Here is a 21607-nt window from a genome sequence, read left to right on the forward strand (position 1 = left end):
ACCCGCGACGCACGCTCACTTGGTGGCGGCCTTGGCAGCGTCTGCATCAGGCTTGATCGGGCGCGGCTTGGTCGCGGCGGCAACCTGGGTCGGCCCGCCGAGACGCGCGACGGTCTTCAGCGCGTAATAGAGCTGGAAATCGTCGATGCCCTGCTTCTTCAACTGCTCGGGCGTCTGCGAGAAGCGGGGGTCGGTCTTTGTATCTTCCTCCAGCACCGCGTTGTCGGCCTTCACCTCGTTGATCAGGTGTTTCCGCAGGTCCGCCTCGCGGAACACAGGGCGCGACTTGTAGTCGGGATCGGTGAGCTGTGGCACCTTGATGTCGGGCTCGATCCCGCCCTCCTGCACCGACCGGCCGGACGGCGTGAAATAGCGCGCGGTCGTCAGGCGGAGCGCGGTCTGCGGCCCGAGCGGTAGCACGGTCTGGACCGAGCCCTTGCCGAAGCTGCGCTCGCCCATGATCAATGCGCGGTGGTGATCCTGGAGCGCGCCGGCGACGATCTCGGAGGCGGAGGCGGTACCGGGATCGGTGAGGACGACGACGGGCAGGCCGTGCGCGTCGTCGCCGGGCTTGGCATAATAGCGCTCGATATCGGTCTTCTCGCGACCGCGCTGCGAGACGATCTCGCCGTGATCGAGGAACGCGTCGCTGACTTCGATCGCCTGCGTCAGCAAGCCGCCGCCATTCTCGCGAAGGTCGACGACATAGCCGAGCGGGCGATGGCCGAGCGATTTGTCGATCGCCATGATCGCCGCCCGGGTGTCGGCGCCGGTGTTCTCGCTGAAGGTGTTGATGTTGATATAGCCGACGTCGCCGCGGACTTCCCACTTCACCGGCTTCTGGACGATGATCTCGCGCATCATCGTCACGTCGAGCGGCTTGTCGCGGCCCGGGCGGACGAGGCCGAGCGTGATCTTGCTGCCGGGCTTGCCGCGCATCTTGCCGACCGCCTCGTCGAGCGAATCGCCGTAGATCAGCTTGCCGTCGATATGCGTGATGTAATCGCCGGACTTTACACCCGCGCGGGCGGCGGGGGAGTCTTCCTGCGGGGAGACGACCTTGATCGCGCCGTCCTCCATCTGGACGGTCAGGCCGAGACCGCCGTAATTGCCTTCGGTCATGATCCGGAGGTTCTCGTAGTCGAGCGCGTCGACATACGAGCTGTGCGGATCGAGGCTGGCGAGCATGCCCTGGATCGCGCCCTTGATCAGCGTCTTGTCATCGACCTTGTCGACGTAATCCGCCTTCACGCGGTTGAACACGTCGAGGAACTGGTCGAACTCGCGGTACGTGTCGGTATCGACCGCGGCCATCGCCGAGGTGGCCAATGGGATCAGCGTCAGCGCGCCGACGATCGCGGTCGCGGCAAGGAACGGGGTACGCAGTATAGGACGAGGCATCGATGGTCCTGCAACCTGAGAAAAGACGTGTCGTACGGTCGTGACGGCGTAGCGTAGCGGAACGCTGGCGGCAACGCGCGGAGCAAAGCGGGCCCGGGGTTAATGGCGGCTGACTGCGGGGGTGACGTTCGGGGCGGCACGTACACACGATGCTCCGTCATGCCGGGCTCGTTCCGGCATCCACGGCTTCGCACGATCGAGAGACTCGGGTTCGCGGAACGGTGGACCCGGAACCGGTCCGGGGTGACGGGGTAGTTTTGGCGAATTTCGACCACGAAGTCAGGCGCTGACCTAGCTTAGCCGATCAGCGCGGCCCTATCAGTGACGCCACATCGACCGGCCGCCCCCGGCGGCGGAGTTCGACGGTGATGCGCGGGTCTTCGCCGGGAGCGGCGCCGAGCGGCGCGCCCATGGCGATGCGGTCGCCGGGCTTGGCGGTGGTCGCGGCGAGGCCGGTGACGAGGCTGGTCCAGCCATCGGCGTGGTCGATGATGACGATCGTGCCGTAGTCGCGGAAACGACGCGCGTAGCGGACCGTGCCGGCCGCGGGTGCGACGACGCGGGCGCGGGGGGCGGTGGCGAAGGTCAGGCCGCGCGATCGGACGCCGGACTCCGAAACCTCGTCGAAGCCGGTGACGAGCCTGCCCGCTACCGGCGCACGGTACACGCCGCGCGGTGGCGACGGGGGCGTGGTGCCGGGCGCGACCGGGCGGGGGATCGGGCCGGCGAGCGCGATCAGGCTGGCTGCGGTCGCCTTGGCGTTGGTGGTGGCGGCCATCCCATCGACGAGATCGCGTGCGCGTTCGCCAAGCGCCAGCGCGCGATCGGACTCGCTGAGCGCACCGCGGCCGAGCGACTGGCTGCGCTGGCGGTGGCGTGCTTCCAAGGTGGCCAGCGCGATGCGATCGTTCTCCAGCCGTGCGCGGCCGTCGGCGAGCGCCTTGGCAGCGAGCGTGGCGCTGGCTTGCAAACGCCGCGTCTCGGCGAGTTCGGTGCGGACGGCTTCGGTGCGCTGGCGGACGACGGGGAGCGCGCTGCCGAGCACCGCGCGGACGTGGACGAGGTCGTCGACCGATCCCGGCTGCGCGACTGCGACGATCGTCGGGCGGCGGGCGAGGGATTCCAACGCTGCGAGGAGCCGGGCGACAGGGGCTTGCGCGCGGCCGAGCTTGGCGCGCTGATCGGATAGCAGGCGCTCGACCAGCGTTACGCGCGCACTTGCGGTGGCTAGGTTCGCTTCGGCGGCGGTCACGCGCGCAGCGAGCGCCTGTTCTTCACGGCGCGCCTTGTCGGCGGCGTTGCGCTCCTGCGTGGCGGCAGCGGCGAGCTTGGCAGCCCGCGCGGTGGCGATCACGGCGTCACGCTTGGCGGCGAGCAGGCGTTGCTGCTCGGTCGCCAGTTCCGGCGCTTTAGTCTGTGCGCTTACGCCGCCCGCCACGACCAGCAGCGCTGCGACGACCACCCTCCCCATCCTCATGCATCACCCTTCGCGGTGATACGGGTGGTTGGCAAGGATGCTGGTGGCGCGGAAGAGTTGTTCGGCGAGCATCGCGCGGGCGAGCAGATGCGGCCAGGTCGCGCGGCCGAACGAAAAGAGCAGGTCCGCCTCGTCGCGCGCTGCATCGTCGAAGCCGTCGGCGGCGCCGATCATGAACCGTGCCTCGCGCACGCCGTCGTCACGCCACCGCTCGAGCTTTTGCGCGAACTGCGTCGACGACAGCGTCTCGCCTTTCTCGTCGAGCAGGATGCGTTTGGTCTGCTCGCCGACGAGCGGGATCTTGCCGCCGGTGTCGGGGAGCTCGCTGACCTTGGTCGGCCAGACGATCCGCTTCAGATAGCGGTCGACGAGGTCGGCCTCGGGCGATCGCCCGATCCGACCACGGGCGACGATGTGGAGCAGCACCGCCGCCGTCTCGGAAGTCTAGTCTTCGTCGGCGAAGGTCGGCACCGGCGGCGGAGTCGGTGCGTCGCCAAACGCCCACATCCGCTCGAGATTGTAGAAGCTGCGGACTTCGGGGCGGAACAGGTGGACGATGACGTCGGTCGCGTCGATCAGCACCCAATCGGCGGTCGGCAGGCCTTCGATCTTCACCGGGCGCTTGAACTCGGCCTTGATCCGTTCGGCCAGCTTCTGCGCCATCGAGGCGACCTGGCGGGTCGAACGACCGCTGGCGATCACCATGTAGTCGGCGATGCTGGTCTTGCCCGCGAGCGGGATCGAGATGGTCTCGACCGCCTGGTCGTCGTCGAGCGACGCGAGGATCAGGCGATGCAGCGCCTCAACCTCTTCGGGGTCGGTCGCGCGAGGGGCAGTAGGGGAAGTGGCCAAGTCAGCTCCTGGGTAAGACTACCGGACCAGCAACGTGCTGAACCCAGTCGGGATTTTTGGCACGCAGGCCGGTTGCGGAGGTCGGGTCGGGTCGGAAGCGCAACAGCACGAGGGCCGGCAATCTCCACGTCGTCCAGCTCTTCGCATGGTCTGTGCGCCGTTGGAAGCGCCGCAGCCAACCCATCGCGGGGGCCGCGAGGGCGCGCCCGTCATATCCCGGACGCGCGATTACCGCAATCGGAACCTCGCGGGCGATCTGGCGCCAGTTCTTCCAGCGGTGGAAGTCCGCGAGATTGTCCGCCCCCATCAACCAGATGAAGCGGATTTTCGGGTAGCGCCGCTTGAGCTTGCGGATCGTGTCGAGCGTGTAGCGGGTGTGCAGCCGCGCCTCGATGTCGGTCGCGCGGATCGGCGCGCGGCGGGCCATCCGTCGCGCCGAGGCGAAGCGCGCGGGGAGCGGCGCCATGTCGTTGGCCGCATCCTTGAGCGGGTTGCCGGGGGACACCAGCCACCACGCCTCGTCGAGCGCGAGCGCGTCGATCGCCGCGAGCGTGATGCCGCGGTGGCCGCGGTGGGCGGGGTTAAACGACCCGCCGAGAATGCCGACGTGGGTCAAACCTCGGGCGAGCAGAAGCAGATGCTGGAAAGCCAAGGCGAGCAAGACATCGACCGACGGTATGACCGGACTCGTCGGTTATCAACACGGCAGCGCGCCCGGCGCCTCAGTTGCAGGGGAACCGCTTCGCCAGCACCCGCGCATACCCGTCCTTGAGCGGACGCTTCTGATCGGCGGCGGGGAGCTGCGACAGACCGTCGAGCATGTCCATGATGCCGACGCTCTCGCCCTCCGGCACACAGGCGATCGGCGGTTTGCCCGCGGCGGCGCGCGCGGCGCGATCCGCCTTCAACTGCGTGGTCGCTGCCTTGGCTTCCGCCTTGAGCACCGGCAGGTCGGGCGACATCAACGCCATTGGTCCCTGATCGCGTAGCGCATTGGCGCGTGCAAGAAAGGTCTGGACGGTCATCGCCGCATTTGCCGGGACGGCGGCCCCGACGATCGTCGCGGCGGCGATCAGAGCCACGGGAAATGATTTGGGCAGATACGACATGGGCAGCCTTTCCGGGGAAAGACTGCCCATACACATCAACGGCTTACGCCTCGATGAACCGATCCGCGACGAACCGATCAGGCTCCAAGCGGCGACGGCGTACCGAACGGACCGTTCGGGCGACGCGTCTTGGGGATCGAAGTCCCCGCACGCGGCACGGTGGATGCCTTCGCGCCCGGATCCGGACGATCGATATCCTCACCGGCAATCAACTGCTTGATCTCGTCGCCAGTCAGCGTCTCGAACTCGAGCAGCGCGCCAGCCACCGTGTGAAGCTGATCGACATGATCGCTCAGCACCTGCTTGGCGCGGTCGAGACCGCCTTCGACGATCCGCTTGATCTCGTCATCGATCAACTGCGCGGTCTGGTTCGACATACGCGACGGCCGGCTCGACGAGTAACCCAGAAACGACTCGCCCTCGGGTTCGCCATACTCGAGCGGACCGACCTTGTCCGACATGCCCCAGCGCGTGACCATGTCGCGCGCGAGGCCCGTGGCGTACTGGATGTCGCCCGAGGCGCCGCTCGAGACCTTGTCGTAGCCGAAGATGACTTCCTCGGCGACGCGGCCCCCCATCGAGACCGCGAGGTTCGCGTACATCTTGTCGCGGTGATAGCTGTACGAGTCGCGCTCGGGCAGACGCATCACCATACCCAGCGCACGACCGCGCGGGATGATCGTCGCCTTGTGGATCGGATCCGACGCGGCCTCGTGCATCGCGACGACGGCGTGGCCGGCCTCGTGATACGCGGTCATCCGCTTCTCGTCGTCGGTCATGACCATGCTGCGACGCTCTGCGCCCATCATGACCTTGTCCTTGGCCTCCTCGAACTCGGCCATCGCCACCAGACGCTTGCCCTTGCGCGCCGCGTGCAGCGCAGCCTCGTTGACGAGGTTGGCGAGATCCGCACCGGAGAAGCCGGGCGTACCGCGAGCGATGACGCGAGCGTCGACGTCGGGCGCCAACGGCACCTTCTTCATGTGGACTTCGAGGATCTTGATGCGACCCTCGATATCCGGCCGCGGCACGGTGACCTGGCGATCGAAGCGGCCCGGACGCAGCAGCGCCGGATCGAGCACGTCGGGACGGTTGGTCGCGGCGATGATGATGATGCCTTCGTTCGCCTCGAAGCCGTCCATCTCGACCAGCAGCTGGTTCAGCGTCTGCTCGCGCTCGTCGTTACCATTGCCGAGACCGGCGCCGCGATGACGACCCACAGCATCGATTTCATCGATGAAGACGATGCACGGTGCGGACTTCTTGGCCTGCTCGAACATGTCGCGGACACGGCTCGCGCCGACGCCAACGAACATCTCGACGAAATCCGAGCCCGAGATCGTGAAGAACGGCACGCCGGCCTCACCTGCAATGGCGCGGGCGAGCAGCGTCTTGCCGGTACCCGGCGAGCCGACCAGCAGCGCGCCCTTGGGGATCTTGCCCCCGAGGCGTGCGAACTTGGTCGGATCCTTGAGGAACTCGACGATCTCCTCGAGCTCTTCGCGAGCCTCATCGATGCCCGCGACATCCTGGAAGGTAACCTTGCCTTCCTTCTGCGTCAGCATCTTCGCGCGGCTCTTGCCGAAGCCCATAGCGCCCGAGCCCGAGTTCTTCTGCATCTGCTTCAGCACGAAGAACGCGATGCCGAGGAACAGCAGGAACGGCAGCGACTGATACAGCAGCAGCGCCAGCATCGACGGACCCTCTTCAGGCTTCGCGCTGATCGCAACGCCCTTCTCGCGCAGCTTCGGCACGAGCGTCGAGTCCTGGATGGGGTAAGACTTGAACTTCTCGCCCGACGACAACGTACCCGAGATCATGTCGCGCGAAATGTTGACGTCCTTGACGGTGCCCTCGTCGACCTTGTCGAGGAACGCCGAATACGCGATCGTGTTGCCGCCCGACGTCGCCGTACGGCCGTCGAACATGGTCACGAACAGCGCCAGCGCGAGCAGGATGCCGACCCAGATCAACAGGCTCTTCATCCAAGGATTGCCGCCGCCGCCATTGTCAGGACCGCCGTTGCCGGGGCCCTGGGGCTTCTGCCCGCGGTTCTCGTTGTCGTTCATGGGTGCACGATACCTTTCAGCGCACAAGATAAGCGCGCACAGGTTAATGGCAATGGAACAACGCGCGACTTGCGTTGATCAGTGTGAACGGGCGGTCACGTCACCGGACATAGAGGCTCTGGCTTGGGCAGGAAAGCCGGCAGTCAGGAACGCGGGTCAGTCGAGAACGCGGCGGGGCGGCGCTTCGCGGAACCGCCAGACATCACCGCGGACGCTGGCGATGATGCCGGCCTGAGTCGTGCGCTTGCCGGTCGTGAGCGAGTCGAGCAGCTTTTCGATGTTGGCGGCCTCGGTCCATTCCGGCGCGACGATGCCCGCCTCGGCGCGGACCGTGCCGATCGCGCGACGGGCGAGACGGCGGAGAATTTCGCGGGGCAGATTCTCGACAGCGAGCTTCACCTCGCCGCCGCCGACCTTGGCGCGTTCGGTCCAGATCCAGTCGACCATCGCGCGGACATCGGTGTCGGTCTCGGCCAGCGCGGCCGCCGCGCGGGCGAGATTCGGCGTGCCGAGCCATTCGTTCTCGCCGAGCAGCCGGCGGAACCGCGTACGATCATGGCGGTCATCATGGTTCGAGGGATCGTCGAGGAACGGCACCTCGGCACGACGGACGATCGCGCGGAGTTCGGCGCGGCGCCAGTCAAGCAACGGACGAATCACGATCACGCCGTTGACGTGGGTGCGCGCCCGCACACCGGCGAGACCGGCGAGACCCGAACCGCGCGCCGCCCGCATCAGGAAGGTCTCGGCCTGATCGTCGGCGTGGTGCCCGGTCACGAGAGCCCCCGCCCCGATCGCGCGGGCGTGCTCCGTCAGCAGCGCATAGCGCGTGGTGCGGGCTTGCGCCTGGATGCTGGCACCGGTGATCGGTTCGCTCGGCGCGAGCGTGGCGTGAGAAATGCCGAGCGTCGCGCAATACGCGGCGACCATCGCGGATTCCTCGACCGCCTCGGGGCGGAGGCGGTGGTCGATGCTGGCGACCGTGAAGCCGGGGGGAAGCGATTCGTGCGCGAGCGTGAGCATCGCCATGCTGTCTGGCCCGCCGGATACCGCGAACAGCGGGTTGGCGATGTCGCTGGCGAGCCGCGCGAAGTCGGCGGCGAAGCGACGGCCTTCTTCGGTCATGCGGTGCGCATCATCATCGTAAAAAGTCTACCACCCCGGCGGAGGCCGGGGCCCAATTGGGGGACAGCGATGACTAGGCGCAGCCCGCCATTACGCTGGCCTTCCCAATTGGGCCCCGGCCTCCGCCGGGGTGGTGCTGGTGTGCGACGTGAAGTCACGAACAAGGGATCACGCACGAGCATGAATAAATCGCTTACTTGCACTTCGCCGCGCTGCGTCCGGCAGCGACCTGCCCCTTCATCGCCGCGGCCATCTTGGCGCCGTAGACGTCGTTCAGTTCGTCATACACCTTGCACGCATCGGCAGGCTTGTTCAGCTTGGTCAGCGCCTGCCCCAGATACAGCAGGCTGTCGGGCGCGCGTTCGCCGTCGGGCATCTTCTTGTAATTGTCGTAGAACGCCATCGACGCGAGGCTCGGCTTGCCCTCGTCGAGATACGACCGGCCGAGCAGATTCTGCGCATAGCTGGCGCGCTTGCTCTTGGGATAGTCCGCGACGACCTTCTTCAACTGCGCCTCGGCCTGCGGGTATTGCTTGGCCGCCCACAGGCGATAGCCGTACATATAGTCGTCTTCCGCAGCGTCGCCGGTGGACGGCTTCTCGACCGAGACCTTGGTCGGTGCCGGCGTAGCGGTACCCGGCTTGGCCGCCGTATCGGGCCGCGGCGTCGGGCGCGAAGGACCGCCGTTCGACGCGTCGTCAGGCTCGATCGGACCGCCCGCCGCGATCGGCGCGGGGCCGGTTTCGAGTGCCTTCAGCCGCGCGTCGTTGGTGCGCCGATAGCTGTCGAACGCATCCTGCAACTGGCGCACGCGGTTCTGGTTCTGCTCGATCTGCTCGGTGAGCGAGGTCATCTGCTGTTCGAGCGAGGTGACGCGCTGCGTCACGTCGATGATCGCGCTGTTCGCGGGCGAGCCCGGACCGGGGCCCTGTTCGCCTTGCGGCGCACGGACTTCGGGCTGGAGCATCTGGCCTGCGCCACCGGGAAACACCTTGCGCTGCACCGCGCGCATCTCGCTCTCGAGCTTGCCGACGCGGCCTTCGACGTTCTGCGCCTGCGCGGTCGCCGGCAACAGAGCCGCGAGGCAGACGCCGACCAGAATTGACTTACGCATGGGCCACGCCCCCCGGTGAATTGGTTAATCGTCCGGGTATAGCTACACTACCCCTCCTGTCGCCAGCCTTAAGACCCTGGCGATGCCTGCCGCTGCTCACGGATTCGTGGTCGCCCGCGCAGGGATCTCGGCCGAGTCGATGTTCGCGCGCTGCGTTTCGCTGAGCGGACGGCGGGGCGTATTCGGGCGACGTGAGCGCAACCGCTCGGTGGTCGCGGACGAGGCCGTTGGCGTGGCCTGTGGCTCGGGTGTTCCCGCGATCCGCGCGGCGATCGCCGTCGCACCGACGGGGACGTCCTTGATCGCACGCTCGCCGGTACCAAGCGCGGGCGCCGCGGCGCCATTGAGCGTCACCGCCAGCTTGTCGGCACGACCGATGTTGATCTTCGGGTCCTTCGCGTCGCGCGGTACATCGAACTTCTCGCCCGGCTTCATCGTCCCCAGGTACAGCGTCTTGTTATCGGCGTCGTAGACCCGCATCCAGACCTCGTCCGATGCGGTCAGCGTCACCTGCCCGTTGGCCGGGGTCGGCGCGGCGGGCACCGACTGCGCGGTCTTCGCCACCGGCGCTGCCGGAACCTGTGCGACAGATACGTCGGCGGGCGACGTCCGCGATCCGCGGAACATGTCGGTGCCGTACCAGAGGCCGACCAGCACAAGGACGGCGATCGCGATCCCGAGCGCGACGATCGTGATCCCGCGCGAGGGCACGCGCGACGGGTCGGTCATCTCATACGGTTCGTATTCGGGCGTCCGGCGACCGAGCTTGGCGACGTCCTCGCGGACCTGCTGCGCAATCGGCACCTCGTCGACGCCGACCGCCCGTGCATACGCGCGGGCGAAACCGACCGCATAGGTCGACGACGGCAACACGCTGTAGTCCGACGCCTCGATCGCTTCGAGATGGCGGAGCGGTACGCGGGTCCGCGTCGCGATATCGGCCACACTCAGGCCCTGCGCCTCGCGTGCGGTACGAAGAATGTCGCCAGCACGCTCGGTCTGAGCGGGCACAGCGTTCTGGCCGGGTTCGACCTCGTCCATTCTTATCTCCGAAACCGGGCTCTCAAAGCGTCGCCCGCTATGGTTTCCGTTTCTACGACGGTCCGTGTCCTGTCAACGCGCAGCCGGCAGGCAAACGCGGTTCAGGTGAGTTCGACGCCGTTTTCCACCGCCCACGCGGTCAGCGCGGCGCGCATGTCACGCGGCGGGTTGGCGAGCAGCGCTGTCATGACCGGCGCCAACGCCGACCGATCAAGCGACCGCGTCATCGCCTTGATCGGGCCGACCGCGGCCGGCGTGATCGACAGCCGCTCGATCCCGAGACCGATCAATGCCATCGCTTCCAGCGGCAACCCGCCCATCTCGCCGCAGACCGCAAGATCGACACCCGCTGCACGCACCGGCGCGACCAGCCGGGCGATGAAGCGCAGGATCGACGGGCTGAGCCAGTCGTAGCGCTCGGCGAGCTTGGGGTTCGCGCGATCGGCAGCGAACAGGAACTGCGTCAGGTCGTTGGTGCCGATCGACAGGAAATCGATGTTCGGCAGCAGGATGTCGAGCATCTCGGCGAGCGCCGGCACCTCGAGCATCGCACCGTAGCGGATCGCGAGCGGCATCTTTCGGCCGCGGCCCTCCAGCCAGTGACGTTGCGCCTCGAACAGCGCGCGCGCCTCGTCGAACTCCCACGGCTCGCTGACCATCGGGAACATCACGTTGAGCGTGCGACCGGCGGCGGCTTCCAGGAGCGCGCGGGCCTGCACCTTCATCAACCCGTCACGCTCCAGGCCGAGACGCAGCGCGCGCCAGCCCATCGCCGGATTCTCCTCGTCCGCATCGTGCTTGTTGAGATACGGCAGCGCCTTATCGCCGCCGATATCGACGGTGCGGAAGATCACCGGACGATCGCCCGCCGCGTCGAGAACTTCGCGGTAGAGCCGCTGCTGGCGCTCGCGCTGCGGCAGCGTCGCGGAGACGAGGAACTGGAACTCGGTGCGGAAAAGGCCGATGCCGTCGGCGCCGGTAATGTCGAGCGCGGCCACGTCGTCGCGCAGGCCTGCGTTGACCATCAGCGTCAGCCGGTGGCCGTCCTTGGTGATCGGGGGCACGTCGCGTAGCGCCGCGAACGCCGCCTTGCGCTTCTGGCGCATCGCGAGCCGCGCCTCGAACGCCTCCTCCATCGCCGCCGACGGCCGCGCGAAGACGTTGCTTTCCGCGCTGTCGAGCAACAGCATGTCGCCCTCTGCGACCAACCGCCGGATGTCGCGGACGCGGCCGAGCACGGGTACGCCCATCGCGCGCGCGACGATCGTGACGTGCGCGGTGAGCGACCCTTCCTCGAGGATCACGCCTTTCAGTCGCCGCTTGTCGTATTCGAGCAATTCCGCCGGCCCTAGGTTGCGCGCGATCAGAATGGTGTCCTGGCGAAGGCCCATCTGCGCCGCGGTGCCCATCTGGCCCGAGACGATGCGGAGCAGCCGGTTCGACAGGTCCTCCAGATCGTGCATCCGGTCGGCGAGCAGCGGATCGTCGATCTGGCGCATGCGCTGGCGGGTGCGTTGCTGGACGCGTTCGATCGCCGCCTCTGCGGTCAGGCCGGAGTCGATCGCCTCGTTGATGCGCCGCGCCCAACCCTCGTCATAGGCGAACATCTTGTAGGTCTGGAGCACTTCGACATGCTCGCCGCCGACACCGAATTCGGCATCGCGCGTCATCCGGTCGATGCCTTCGCGCATCTTGTCGAACGCGGCGTAGACGCGGTGGCGCTCGGCGTCGGTATCCTCGGCGACGGTGTGCTCGATATGGATGCGCGGCTGGTGATAGACCGCGTAGCCCGCGCCCATGCCGTCGACGAGCTTCTGGCCGGGAATGCGCATCGCCGCGGTCGACTGCGGCCGGTCCGCGCCGCCGGCGGTGGTATCGATCAGCCCGGCGTTGGCGATCAGTTCGGACAGCACCATCGCGACCGTCTGCAACGCCTCGATCTCGACGTCCGCATATTTGCGACGGTCGGTGTGCTGGACGGCCAGCACACCCACCGAGCGCTCGCGGCGGATGATCGGCACGCCGGCAAAGCTGTGGAAGCGGTCCTCGCCGGTCTCGGGCTTGTAGGCGAAATCGGGGTGGCTGGCAGCTTCGTCGAGGTTGAGCACCTCGATGTCCTCGGCGATCGTCCCGACCAACCCCTCGCCCATCGCCAGTTTGGTGACGTGAACCGCAGCCTGATCGAGGCCACGCGTCGCGAACAGTTCGAGCACGCCTTCGCGCAGGAGATAGATCGAGCACACCTCGCTATCGATCGCGGTGGCGATGATGCCGACGACCGAATTGAGCTTGGCTTGCGCGGACGTGCGCGACGCCATCACGTCGTGAAGGCTGGTGAGGATTTCGCGGGCGGAGGCGGCGGCCGAAAGGGGCATACGGGTTGGCTATCAGATGAAGCGCTTGGGTGCCACGCAACAAAAGCAGTGTTGCGGCCAAGTTCGATCGATCTCTGGGTGTGGATTCTTACAAGTCCGTGAATTTCGATTTCTCCCCTCCCTTGAAGGGAGGAGTTGGGGGTGGGTCGGCCTGCTTGGGTCGTAGAGACCTGAATATGCGGAAGGCGACCCACCCCCTGCCCTCCCTTCCAGGGAGGGGTGAGAAGTCAGGTGTCGAACAGGCCGTCCTGGCTGCCGGTTGGCGGGTTGAGGCCCAGGTGCTTCCAGCCGCCCGCGTTCAGGAACCGCCCGCGAGCGGTGCGCGCGATCAGGCCGAGCTGGATCAGATACGGCTCGATCACTTCCTCGATCGTGTCGCGCGGCTCGCTGAGCCCTGCGGCGAGAGTCTCCACGCCGACCGGGCCACCGCGATAGATGTCGGCGATCATCATCAGATAACGCCGATCCATTGCGTCGAGACCCAGCGAATCGACCTCCAGCCGGTTCAGCGCCGCATCCGCCGCCCTCGCGTCGACCGTCTCATGCCCAGCGACATTGGCGAAATCGCGCACCCTTCGCAGCAATCGCCCGGCGATGCGCGGCGTACCGCGGGCCCGGCGCGCGATTTCCATCGCGCCGTCCTTGGCGATGCCTAGACCGAGGAGCCCGGCAGCGCGCGTGACGACGCGCTCGAGTTCCTCGACGGTGTAGAATTGCAGTCGCACCGGAATCCCGAAGCGATCCCTCAACGGCGTCGTCAGCAGGCCCTGCCGCGTAGTCGCGCCAATCAGCGTGAACCGCGGCAGGTCGATGCGAACTGATCTCGCGCTCGGCCCCTCGCCGATCATCAGATCGAGCGCGCGGTCCTCCATCGCCGGATACAGCACCTCCTCGACCGCGGGCTGCAACCGGTGGATCTCGTCGATGAACAGCACGTCGCCATCCTCGAGATTGGTCAGCAGCGCGGCGAGATCGCCCGACTTGGCGATGACCGGCCCCGAAGTGGCGCGGAACCCCACCCCCATCTCGCGCGCGACGATCTGCGCGAGCGTCGTCTTGCCGAGCCCCGGCGGGCCGAAGAACAGCACGTGATCGAGCGCATCGCCGCGCGATTTCGCCGCCTGGATGAAGATGCGCAGATTCTCGCGCGCGGCCTTCTGCCCGACGAATTCGTCGAGCGTTTTAGGGCGCAGCGCAGCGTCTATGTCTTCGGGGCGCTTGGCGGCGGTCAGGATGCGGTCGTCTGTCACTGATCTTTCCGGAACGTACGCGGCACGTCGCGCGCCTGGTGAATGATGCGATCGATCGACACCTTGTCGTCCTCGACCCGGTATAGAATGCGATGCGGCCGGAGCGAGAGACTGCGGACCGGCTGTGTGAACTCGAACCGTCGCTGACCGGCAAGCGGATTTCGCCGCAATAGCCCGAACAGCCGCTCCAACCCGAGCATGTGCGCGTCCGACGCCGCAGCGCCGAAATCCCGAATACCGTCTGCCCTGATCTGCCGGAGATCGCGTAACGCCGCGACGCTAAGGCGGAGCTCAACCACGTGGTTCGGCAATCTCCGCCATGATCGCCCGCACATGATCTTCGGGTTCGCCGTCCACCACGCCAGACGCGATCCCCTCGTCGATCAGCGCCTGGACACGACCAACGCCGGCTTCATAATTCTGCCGGTCCCGCTGCACGAGGTCCCGCAAAAAGTCCGACGGATCGACGTACCCCTCTGCCGATGCGCGCGTGTCCAGATAGTCGTGAAGATCGGCCGGCAAGGACACGTTGAGCTGAGCCATGTTCCCGATATAGTCCTGTTTCGCCGAACCGTCCAGCAGACCGGGAATGCTACCGCGACGCCTTGCGCAGCGCCAGTCGGACCAACGCGTCGAGCGTGGCGTCGGCGCCCAGTTCCTCTTCCGCCGCGGCGACTGCGCTGGAGGCTTCGGCGGGGCGGAAGCCGAGGTTGAGCAGTGCCGACACCGCATCCGCGCCAGCGCCGACGACAGGCGCCGCGGTGGTGCCGCCTGGCCCAAGCACGATACCGCCCGTCTTGTCCTTCAATTCCATGACGATGCGCTGCGCGAGTTTGGGCCCGACACCGTTGGCGCGCGCGACCATCGCCTTGTCGCCGCTGGCGATCGCGCGCGACAGATCATTGGGTTCGAGCGCGGATAGAATCGCCAGCGCGACGCGTGCGCCGACGCCCTGGACGCCGGTCAGCAGCCGGAACCAGTCGCGTTCGGACCCGCTCGAAAACCCGACGAGGCGGATCGAATCTTCCGACACGAGCATCTCGGTGAAGACGGTCGCCGCCTCGCCGATCGGGCCGAGCGTCGACAATGTCCGCGCTGAGGCGCCGACCAGATAACCGACGCCGCCGACATCGATCACCGCATGATCGATACCGGTCGAGTCCAGACGTCCTTTGAGATGCGCGATCATGATCGATGGCGGTAGAACAATGCCGCGGTCGCGTCATCCCGGCAAAACGCGACCGTCCTGACCGGTTCGATCGCCTCACCCTCGCAATTGGCTCGCCGCGGGTTCGCTGGCCTGGGAACGCGATGCCGTGGACGGCGCGGGCTTGTGCACACCGTGGAGCGCCTGGGTGGGCGCGCCGATGACCGCAGCGCGTGCACGCAGGCTCGCCTTCAGGAACACCGTCTCCGATGCGACGAACCGCCGCGGCGTCGTGCCGAGAAAGGTGCCGGCATCGCGCAAGAAGTGCGAGGCATCGAAATAGCTGCTGTCGATCTTCGAATAATCGTTCAGCCCCGCATCGGTGATCAACCGGATGAACGACCGCAGGAACCGCGCGCGCCGCAGCAGCAGCTTCGGCGGCATGCCGAAATAGCGCGTCGCCATCCGCCTGAGTTCGTGCGTCGGGATATCGAGCCGGTCGGCGACATCCTTCATCTCGATCACGCCGTCGGTCACGGTCAGCGCACCGAACGCGCGGATCAGGTCTTCGCGCGGATGCGGTCGCCGGAACAGCGAGGGAAGGATGGAATCGAGCAGCGGCTTGATCTTGGCGTCGTCGTCCAGCAGGTCCAGGCCGTCGGCCAATCTGGTCGATATGGCGGGCCCCGCCACGCCGGCGAGCGGTACGACGCGGTTATGGAAATCGCCCGCCGAGCGCACCGTCATCCGTGCCCATCCGAGCGCGCTCAAGCCGATACCGACGGCGATGCCACCGTGCGTCTCGGTGCGGAACGCCCTGCTGGTCGGACCATAGAGGCTCGCGCGATCGAGCGGGCCGAAGCGGTGGTTGCCGATCGACACGTCGAGAGGACCAGCGTCGACGAGCACGGAGATCATCGCCGGTGCAGGCAGATACCAGTTGATCATCGGCGCGCGGTCGACATTGGTATAGATCGCGTAGCCGGTCACGAACTCCGCCAGCGCCGGATCGGGAAGGTCGTAGCGCATCCGCATGCCGGGTGGCATCGCAAAGGCCTCGATGGGCACGGCCGGGCTGTTGGTGCCCCCGCGCACGTGATCTACGAGCATCATTCCCCCTGAACGGCGTAGCAAAGTTTCTTTTCGGCACCGAAAACCACGGCGATTGAACCGCGGCGGCCGAACCCCGCACGATCCTTAGCCCATCGTTACGCGGCAGTGCGAGCTTTATTCAAGTTAAACCGGGCGGGCTACTTTGGCGACGATCCATACAACACGCGCTGCCCCGCAAGGCAGCGGCCCGGTCGAAGGGAATTGAACGCGGATCCGCGCTGCCATCTCGGGTAGGAACGGGCAGGTCAGATGCCGAAGCCGCTCCGTCGCGACATCGCCGCCGCGCTCGCCACATGATGCGCGTGCGTGATCGCTACTGCCAGCGCGTCGGCGGCGTCGGGTCCGGCGAGTTTCGCGCCCGGCAGCAGCACCGCCATCATCGCCTGGATCTGTTTCTTGTCCGCGCCGCCGGTGCCGACGACGCCTTTCTTGACGGTCGAGGGATGGTATTCGCCGATATGCAGCCCTGCGCCGGCCGCAGCGAGCAGCACGACGCCGCGCGCCTGGCCGAGTTTCAGCGTCGACTGCGCGTTGGTGTTGCCGAGCACCTCCTCGACCGCCGCGCCGTCGGGGCGTTCGGTGCGGATGACGTCGATCAGCGCATTGTACAGCGCGGTGAGGCGGCGGGGGAGCCCCATCGACGGATCGGTCTTGATCTGGCCGTTGGCAATATGGCTAAGGCGGTTGCCATCGGCGCGGATGACGCCCCAGCCGGTAGTGCCGAGGCCGGGGTCTAGTCCTAGAATGATCATGCGTAGGTAGAAGGAGAAGGTTGGTTCGCGCGGAGACGCGGAGACGCGGAGAGGGTGCGTTCTTGGCGATCGTCGCGCGTCAGCGGGACTTTCAGTTCTCCGGGCCGGCCGAAAAATGTGAGGCCGCTGGCGCGGAGGACGTCGCCGCGAAGCACAACTCTCCGCGCCTCCGCGCCTCTGCGCGAACAAACCTTCTTCATCTCAACCCAGCGACTCCATGATCTCGTCGGAGATCTCGTAATTGCCCCACACCGTCTGCACGTCGTCGTCGTCGTCGAGCGCGTCAATCAGCTTGAACAACGTCGCCGCATCGTCCGCACCGACTGCGACCATCACCTGCGGGCGCCAGGCGAGCTTTGCGCCCTCGGCCTCGCCGAGCTTGGCTTCCAGAGCCTTGGCCACTTCGTGCAGGTCGCCCTGCGCGGTCCAGACCTCATGGCCGTCCTCGCTCGACGTGACGTCCTCGGCGCCTGCTTCGAGCGCAGCTTCGAACACCGTGTCGGCATCGCCCGCGCTCGCCGGATACGAGATCAGCCCGACGCGGTCGAACGCGTGGCTGACAGAACCGCCCGCGCCCAGATTGCCGCCGTTCTTGCCGACCGCGACGCGCACGTTGGTCGCGGTACGGTTGCGGTTGTCGGTCAGCGCCTCGATGATCAGCGACACGCCGCCGGGGCCGAACCCCTCGTAGCGGATTTCCTCGTAATTCTCGGCATCGCCGCGGCTCGCCTTGTCGATCGAGCGCTGGATGTTCTCCTTGGGCAGCGACGCCGCCTTGGCTGCGTTGACCGCCGCGCGCAGGCGCGGGTTCATGTCGACGTCGGGCAGGCCCATCTTGGCCGCGACCGTGATTTCCCGGCTGAGCTTGCTGAACGCCGACGAGCGCTTCTTGTCCTGCGCGCCCTTGCGGTACATGATATTCTTGTATTTGGAATGGCCTGCCATCGGTGCCTCTAATAGCCTGATGCGGTGGCTTTAGGACGGTGAGGCCGTTTTCGCCAGAGCGTCGATCTTCTGCTCGATCGCATCGAGGCGCGCGAGCACCAGGTGATCGATCTTGTGGTGGACGCGCAGGATATCGAGTTCGGCGCGCAGATTGGTCTCGTAGTCGAGACTGGCCGCGAGGCGGTCCTTTGCCGATTGCCGGTTCTGGCTCATCATGATCACCGGCGCCTGGATCGCCGCGACCGTCGACAGCAGCAGGTTGAGGAAGATGTAGGGATACGGATCGAACGCGCGCCCGAAATGCGCCAGGATGTCCGAATTCAGCAGCATCCAGCCGATCAGCACCGCGCTGAAGGCGATAATGAACCCCCACGACCCGCCGATCGCCGCGACCCGGTCCGACAGTCGCTCGCCAAACGTCGATCGCTCGTCGGAGACGTCGGCGGCGTCGCGGCTGACCGTTGTGCCCGCCTCGATTCCGGCGAGGACGCGGCGCTCCTCGTCGTCAAGATCGCCCGGCGCCTTGCCAAGCAGTCGCTGCGAGAGATCGGCGAGCAGGGATTGTTTCGTAGCCATGAGTCGCGCCCTAGCCGGGATTGCAGATTATGCCAGCGCGCAAAGCCCCGCTTGCGACGCAAGCCACAAAGACTCCTTGCTCCCACACGCCCGCACCTGCCAAACGCGCGGCATGACGGTTAGCGTGAATATGGGCACCGACGGCAATGGTACTGCCGTCGGCGTCGACCTGGAGGAACTACTCGCCACCCGCCTGTTGGTGCAGGGCAATTCGGGCTCGGGGAAATCGCATCTGCTGCGCCGGCTGCTCGAGCGATCGGCGGGGCATGTCCAGCAGATCGTGATCGATCCGGAAGGTGACTTCGTGACGCTCGCCGGGCCGCATGGTCACGTCGTGATCGAGGCAGGCGACTATAGCGAACGCGAGATCGCGCGGATCGCGACGCGGTTGCGCGAACACCGGACGTCCGCGGTGCTCAGCCTCGAAGGGCTCGAGGTCGAGGGCCAGATGCGGTGCGCGGCGTCGTTCTTGTCGGCCCTGTTCGATGCACCGCGCGAGCATTGGTATCCGGTGCTGGTGGTGGTCGACGAAGCGCAGATGTTCGCGCCCGTTACCGGTGGCGAAGTGTCGGAAGAGGTGCGTCGTGCGTCGCTGGCGGCGATGACCAACCTGATGTGCCGCGGGCGCAAACGCGGTCTCGCCGGCGTGATTGCGACGCAGCGTCTCGCAAAACTGGCGAAGAACGTCGCTGCGGAAGCGTCGAACTTCCTGATGGGCCGCACCTTCCTCGACATCGACATGGCGCGTGCAGCGGATCTGCTCGGCATGGAGCGGCGCCAGGCCGAAGCGATTCGCGATCTCCAGCGCGGCACGTTCATGGCGCTCGGGCCGGCCGTGTCGCGGCGGCCGATCACCGTGAAGATCGGCGACGTCGCCACCTCCGCGCGGAGTGGCAGCCCGAAGCTCACCCCCCTCCCCAGCGCCGCGCCGATGGACCTTCAGGATCTGTTGTCCGAGCCGGTGGTCGACGCGCCCGAACTCGGCCTGATGTTCGATTCGCGCCCGCGTCGCGTGCCGGCAGAGGAACTGCTCGACGGCATCGCCCGCCCGCCCGAGCCTCGCACCGCCGCACCGCCGCCGCCCGAGAAGACCGACGACGAGGTCGAGGCGGTCTACGCCGACGTGTTCCGCGCGATCGTCGAGGATCCGGAATCGACGCTGCGCCCGCCATCTGTGCTGTTCCAAGACTTCCAGGTGCGGTGCCGGATGGGCGGTCTCGCCAAGCCGCCGCTCGACCTGCCAGGTTTCGTGCGGCGGCTGAGTTGCGCACGCGCCGGCATCTTCGACATGACCGACGAGGCTTGGACCGCCGCGCTCGACGTGGCGAGCGGGCTGCCCGACGACATGCTCGGCGCGTTCCTGCTGGTCGCGCGTGCGGCGCGCGAAGGCGAACCATGCCCTTCGGACGCGCGGATCGCAGCCACGTACGGCACGAGTTCGATCGGCCGGGTGAAGCGGCTGATCGGCTATATCGAAAGCCGCGAGTTGATCGTGTGCCGCACCGATCTGGCCGGCAAGCGTTCGATCACGATCCCGGGGCTAGGCTGGACGACGCTGCCGGCGGAAGCAGCCTAGCGGATCGGCGTGAACTGTGCCGACACGAAACGCCACTCCTTGCCGATCCGCCGCGCGACGAAGCCGGCGCGCAGCGCGCGTGACTGTGGCTGGCCGTCCTTGCCGGGTACCGCATAGGCGATCCGCATCGTGACGACGCCGAGCACCCCCGCCGGTCGCGCGACGGTCTCTGTGATCGTCATCGGCGGCGCGGGCTTCTTCTTGTCGGGCGCATAGAAACCGATCACGCGCTCGCGGGAATCGACCTCGCCGACGGGCGACACTTCCTGGTATTCGGGCGCCAACATCTCGATCATCGCCGCCTGGTCGAACCGGTTGCGGACCTGGACGAACGCCTCCGCCCGCAGAGCGAGGTGGTGCGCGTCGATCTCGACCGATTGCGCCGCGACGGGAGCACTGACCAATGCCGCCGCGATTCCCAAAAATACCCGCATGCCTGCCCCCGATGCAATGTTGCATAACGGCAATACACCCAAGCTTCAGGTGCAGCAATAACGATACAAGTTGCCCAAACTAGAATGCGAAAGCGATGGCGAGACCTGCGACGACACCGACTTGTACCATCGCGATCAACTGGAGCCGGCCAACGAACGGTTGCTTCCGTGTCTTGTGCCGGTAGCGCTCCCGCGCCCAGAACGCACCGGGGCTCCCGCCAAGCGCCGCGAACCATAGTAAGCGGGCCTCCGGAATGCGCCATGCGCCGGTCGACGATCGCCGCTTGTCGATCGCGAACGCGGCGACGGTAATCGCGTTAATGATCAGGAACAGGACTAACGCCGCGACGATCGGGAGAAACATTCTCTACCGGTACATCGAGCGGGTTAACGCGGTGCCCCCTCGCGACCCGACACCATGTCGGGGGAGGCACCGCGCGAGATCAGAAATCCTCAGATCATCCCCAACGCCTGGAGATACACTTCGAGGATCGCCTCCTCCTCCTGATATTCTTCCTTCTTCTTCTTCCGAATCGACAGGATCTTGCGGATCGCCTTGGGGTCGTACCCGCGGCCCTTGGCTTCGGCCATCACGTCCTTGATGTCGTCCGAGATCCCCTTCTTCTCTTCTTCGAGACGCTCGGCGCGCTCGATCAGCAGGCGCAGTTCGTCCGCTGCGACCGCGCCGCCGCCCATGCCGTGTTGCCGTTCGTCAGACATCGAAAATTCCCCACTCGCCAGCGCCCACGCGCCGGTCAAAAGCCAATCAAGATACAAGCCCGCACCGGTGATCGTCGTCCGGAGACGTCCTGAATCATGCCGAATTGGGTGCGGGCCCGCGTCTAGGCGTTTACCGTGTTAGGCTCAATCGCCTGAATCAGACGGCCCCGTTTTTGGCCGCGTTCTTTGCCACGCTCGCCTTCATCCGCTCGAGCTGCTCGGGGCTCGCGTCGCCCTGATGGTGCGCCTTCCACTTCGCATACGGCATTCCGTACACCGTCTCGCGTGCCGCATCCTTCGACAGGCCGCCCGCTTCCTCGACCCAGTCCGACAGGCAGTTGCGGCAGAAACCGGCCAAACCCATCAGGTCGACGTTCTGCGCGTCCTCGCGGTGTCGGAGATGGCGGACCAGCCGGCGGAAGGCTTTAGCCGCTACGGCATCGTCGAGCGTATCGAGCGAGTCGGTTTCGGGATTCATTACTGTGCTCCGTGGTTGATCCCGCGGAGATAGGGTTTAAGGCCCATCGCGGC

24 protein-coding genes are annotated in these 21607 nt (G+C 66.6%); 1 reads left to right on the plus strand and 23 read right to left on the minus strand.

The features are described from left to right. Nucleotides 1-15 precede the first annotated feature (15 nt). From C8J44_RS09795 to C8J44_RS09885, 19 genes are all read right to left on the minus strand, one after another. Complete coding sequence (locus C8J44_RS09795) at nt 16-1401, minus strand: S41 family peptidase (RefSeq protein WP_121904331.1); 1386 nt, start codon at nt 1399-1401, stop codon at nt 16-18. Nucleotides 1402-1705: 304 nt separating this feature from the next. Beyond that, nucleotides 1706-2878, minus strand: coding sequence for a murein hydrolase activator EnvC (locus C8J44_RS09800; RefSeq protein WP_121904332.1), 1173 nt, complete (start codon nt 2876-2878; stop codon nt 1706-1708). A 3-nt stretch (nt 2879-2881) separates the two neighbouring features. Continuing rightward, on the minus strand, nt 2882-3304 hold the full coding sequence (locus C8J44_RS09805) for a 23S rRNA (pseudouridine(1915)-N(3))-methyltransferase RlmH (RefSeq protein WP_060526522.1): 423 nt from the start codon (nt 3302-3304) through the stop codon (nt 2882-2884). An 18-nt stretch (nt 3305-3322) separates the two neighbouring features. Beyond that, nucleotides 3323-3730, minus strand: a complete 408-nt coding sequence (gene rsfS, locus C8J44_RS09810; RefSeq protein ID WP_121904333.1) for a ribosome silencing factor — start codon at nt 3728-3730, stop codon at nt 3323-3325. 1 nt (nt 3731) lies between these two features. Beyond that, nucleotides 3732-4382, minus strand: coding sequence for a nicotinate-nucleotide adenylyltransferase (locus tag C8J44_RS09815; protein ID WP_404969195.1), 651 nt, complete (start codon nt 4380-4382; stop codon nt 3732-3734). Nucleotides 4383-4452: 70 nt separating this feature from the next. Continuing rightward, complete coding sequence (locus C8J44_RS09820) at nt 4453-4812, minus strand: hypothetical protein (protein ID WP_235529816.1); 360 nt, start codon at nt 4810-4812, stop codon at nt 4453-4455. 104 nt (nt 4813-4916) lie between these two features. Next, nucleotides 4917-6908 (minus strand): ATP-dependent zinc metalloprotease FtsH, encoded by a 1992-nt coding sequence (gene ftsH / locus C8J44_RS09825; protein WP_056051689.1) that lies wholly within the window; start codon nt 6906-6908, stop codon nt 4917-4919. 156 nt (nt 6909-7064) lie between these two features. Next, nucleotides 7065-8033 carry a tRNA lysidine(34) synthetase TilS gene (tilS, locus tag C8J44_RS09830; protein WP_121904334.1) on the minus strand — a complete coding sequence of 323 codons (969 nt, stop codon included), beginning with the start codon at nt 8031-8033 and terminating at the stop codon, nt 7065-7067. 193 nt (nt 8034-8226) lie between these two features. Continuing rightward, nucleotides 8227-9147 (minus strand): tetratricopeptide repeat protein, encoded by a 921-nt coding sequence (locus C8J44_RS09835; protein ID WP_121884277.1) that lies wholly within the window; start codon nt 9145-9147, stop codon nt 8227-8229. A gap of 96 nt (nt 9148-9243) precedes the next feature. After that, nucleotides 9244-10188, minus strand: coding sequence for a helix-turn-helix domain-containing protein (locus C8J44_RS09840; protein ID WP_121904335.1), 945 nt, complete (start codon nt 10186-10188; stop codon nt 9244-9246). 101 nt (nt 10189-10289) lie between these two features. After that, on the minus strand, nt 10290-12563 hold the full coding sequence (gene ptsP / locus C8J44_RS09845) for a phosphoenolpyruvate--protein phosphotransferase (RefSeq protein WP_121904336.1): 2274 nt from the start codon (nt 12561-12563) through the stop codon (nt 10290-10292). A gap of 227 nt (nt 12564-12790) precedes the next feature. Beyond that, nucleotides 12791-13813, minus strand: a complete 1023-nt coding sequence (ruvB, locus tag C8J44_RS09850; RefSeq protein ID WP_121884274.1) for a Holliday junction branch migration DNA helicase RuvB — start codon at nt 13811-13813, stop codon at nt 12791-12793. Further along, a complete protein-coding gene (locus tag C8J44_RS09855; protein ID WP_060526515.1) occupies nt 13810-14112 on the minus strand; it encodes a type II toxin-antitoxin system RelE/ParE family toxin in 303 nt (100 codons plus the stop codon). The genes ruvB and C8J44_RS09855 overlap by 4 nt, the downstream gene beginning before the upstream one ends. Further along, nucleotides 14105-14356 (minus strand): type II toxin-antitoxin system ParD family antitoxin, encoded by a 252-nt coding sequence (locus tag C8J44_RS09860; protein ID WP_121904338.1) that lies wholly within the window; start codon nt 14354-14356, stop codon nt 14105-14107. Before C8J44_RS09860 ends, C8J44_RS09855 begins: the two co-directional genes overlap by 8 nt. A gap of 49 nt (nt 14357-14405) precedes the next feature. Continuing rightward, entirely contained in the window at nt 14406-15002 is a 597-nt protein-coding gene (gene ruvA, locus C8J44_RS09865; RefSeq protein ID WP_121904339.1) for a Holliday junction branch migration protein RuvA, read from the minus strand. 75 nt (nt 15003-15077) lie between these two features. Next, the gene (locus C8J44_RS09870) at nt 15078-16070 is read right to left on the minus strand and encodes a hypothetical protein (RefSeq protein ID WP_133030232.1); all 993 of its coding nucleotides are present in this window, start codon (nt 16068-16070) and stop codon (nt 15078-15080) included. 248 nt (nt 16071-16318) lie between these two features. After that, nucleotides 16319-16825, minus strand: coding sequence for a crossover junction endodeoxyribonuclease RuvC (gene ruvC, locus C8J44_RS09875; RefSeq protein ID WP_121904340.1), 507 nt, complete (start codon nt 16823-16825; stop codon nt 16319-16321). A gap of 201 nt (nt 16826-17026) precedes the next feature. Continuing rightward, nucleotides 17027-17770: a YebC/PmpR family DNA-binding transcriptional regulator gene (locus C8J44_RS09880; RefSeq protein WP_056477859.1), complete on the minus strand. Its 744-nt coding sequence runs from the start codon at nt 17768-17770 to the stop codon at nt 17027-17029. A 30-nt stretch (nt 17771-17800) separates the two neighbouring features. Further along, nucleotides 17801-18346 (minus strand): DUF1003 domain-containing protein, encoded by a 546-nt coding sequence (locus C8J44_RS09885; RefSeq protein WP_107963176.1) that lies wholly within the window; start codon nt 18344-18346, stop codon nt 17801-17803. 112 nt (nt 18347-18458) lie between these two features. Here C8J44_RS09885 and C8J44_RS09890 point away from each other — a divergent pair, with 112 nt between their 5' ends. After that, a complete protein-coding gene (locus tag C8J44_RS09890) occupies nt 18459-19922 on the plus strand; it encodes an ATP-binding protein (RefSeq protein ID WP_121904341.1) in 1464 nt (487 codons plus the stop codon). Here C8J44_RS09890 and C8J44_RS09895 read toward each other — a convergent pair. The 4 genes from C8J44_RS09895 to C8J44_RS09910 form a co-directional block, all read right to left on the minus strand. After that, a complete protein-coding gene (locus C8J44_RS09895) occupies nt 19919-20356 on the minus strand; it encodes a nuclear transport factor 2 family protein (protein ID WP_121904342.1) in 438 nt (145 codons plus the stop codon). The genes C8J44_RS09890 and C8J44_RS09895 overlap by 4 nt on opposite strands. Nucleotides 20357-20435: 79 nt before the next feature. Next, the gene (locus tag C8J44_RS09900; RefSeq protein ID WP_121904343.1) at nt 20436-20720 is read right to left on the minus strand and encodes a DUF1294 domain-containing protein; all 285 of its coding nucleotides are present in this window, start codon (nt 20718-20720) and stop codon (nt 20436-20438) included. A gap of 89 nt (nt 20721-20809) precedes the next feature. Next, entirely contained in the window at nt 20810-21052 is a 243-nt protein-coding gene (locus tag C8J44_RS09905) for a DUF2312 domain-containing protein (protein ID WP_197942503.1), read from the minus strand. 181 nt (nt 21053-21233) lie between these two features. Continuing rightward, on the minus strand, nt 21234-21554 hold the full coding sequence (locus C8J44_RS09910; protein ID WP_121904344.1) for a DUF1244 domain-containing protein: 321 nt from the start codon (nt 21552-21554) through the stop codon (nt 21234-21236). Nucleotides 21555-21607 lie beyond the last annotated feature (53 nt).

The sequence above is a fragment of the Sphingomonas sp. PP-CE-3A-406 genome (assembly GCF_003688625.1).
Lineage (GTDB): Bacteria > Pseudomonadota > Alphaproteobacteria > Sphingomonadales > Sphingomonadaceae > Sphingomonas.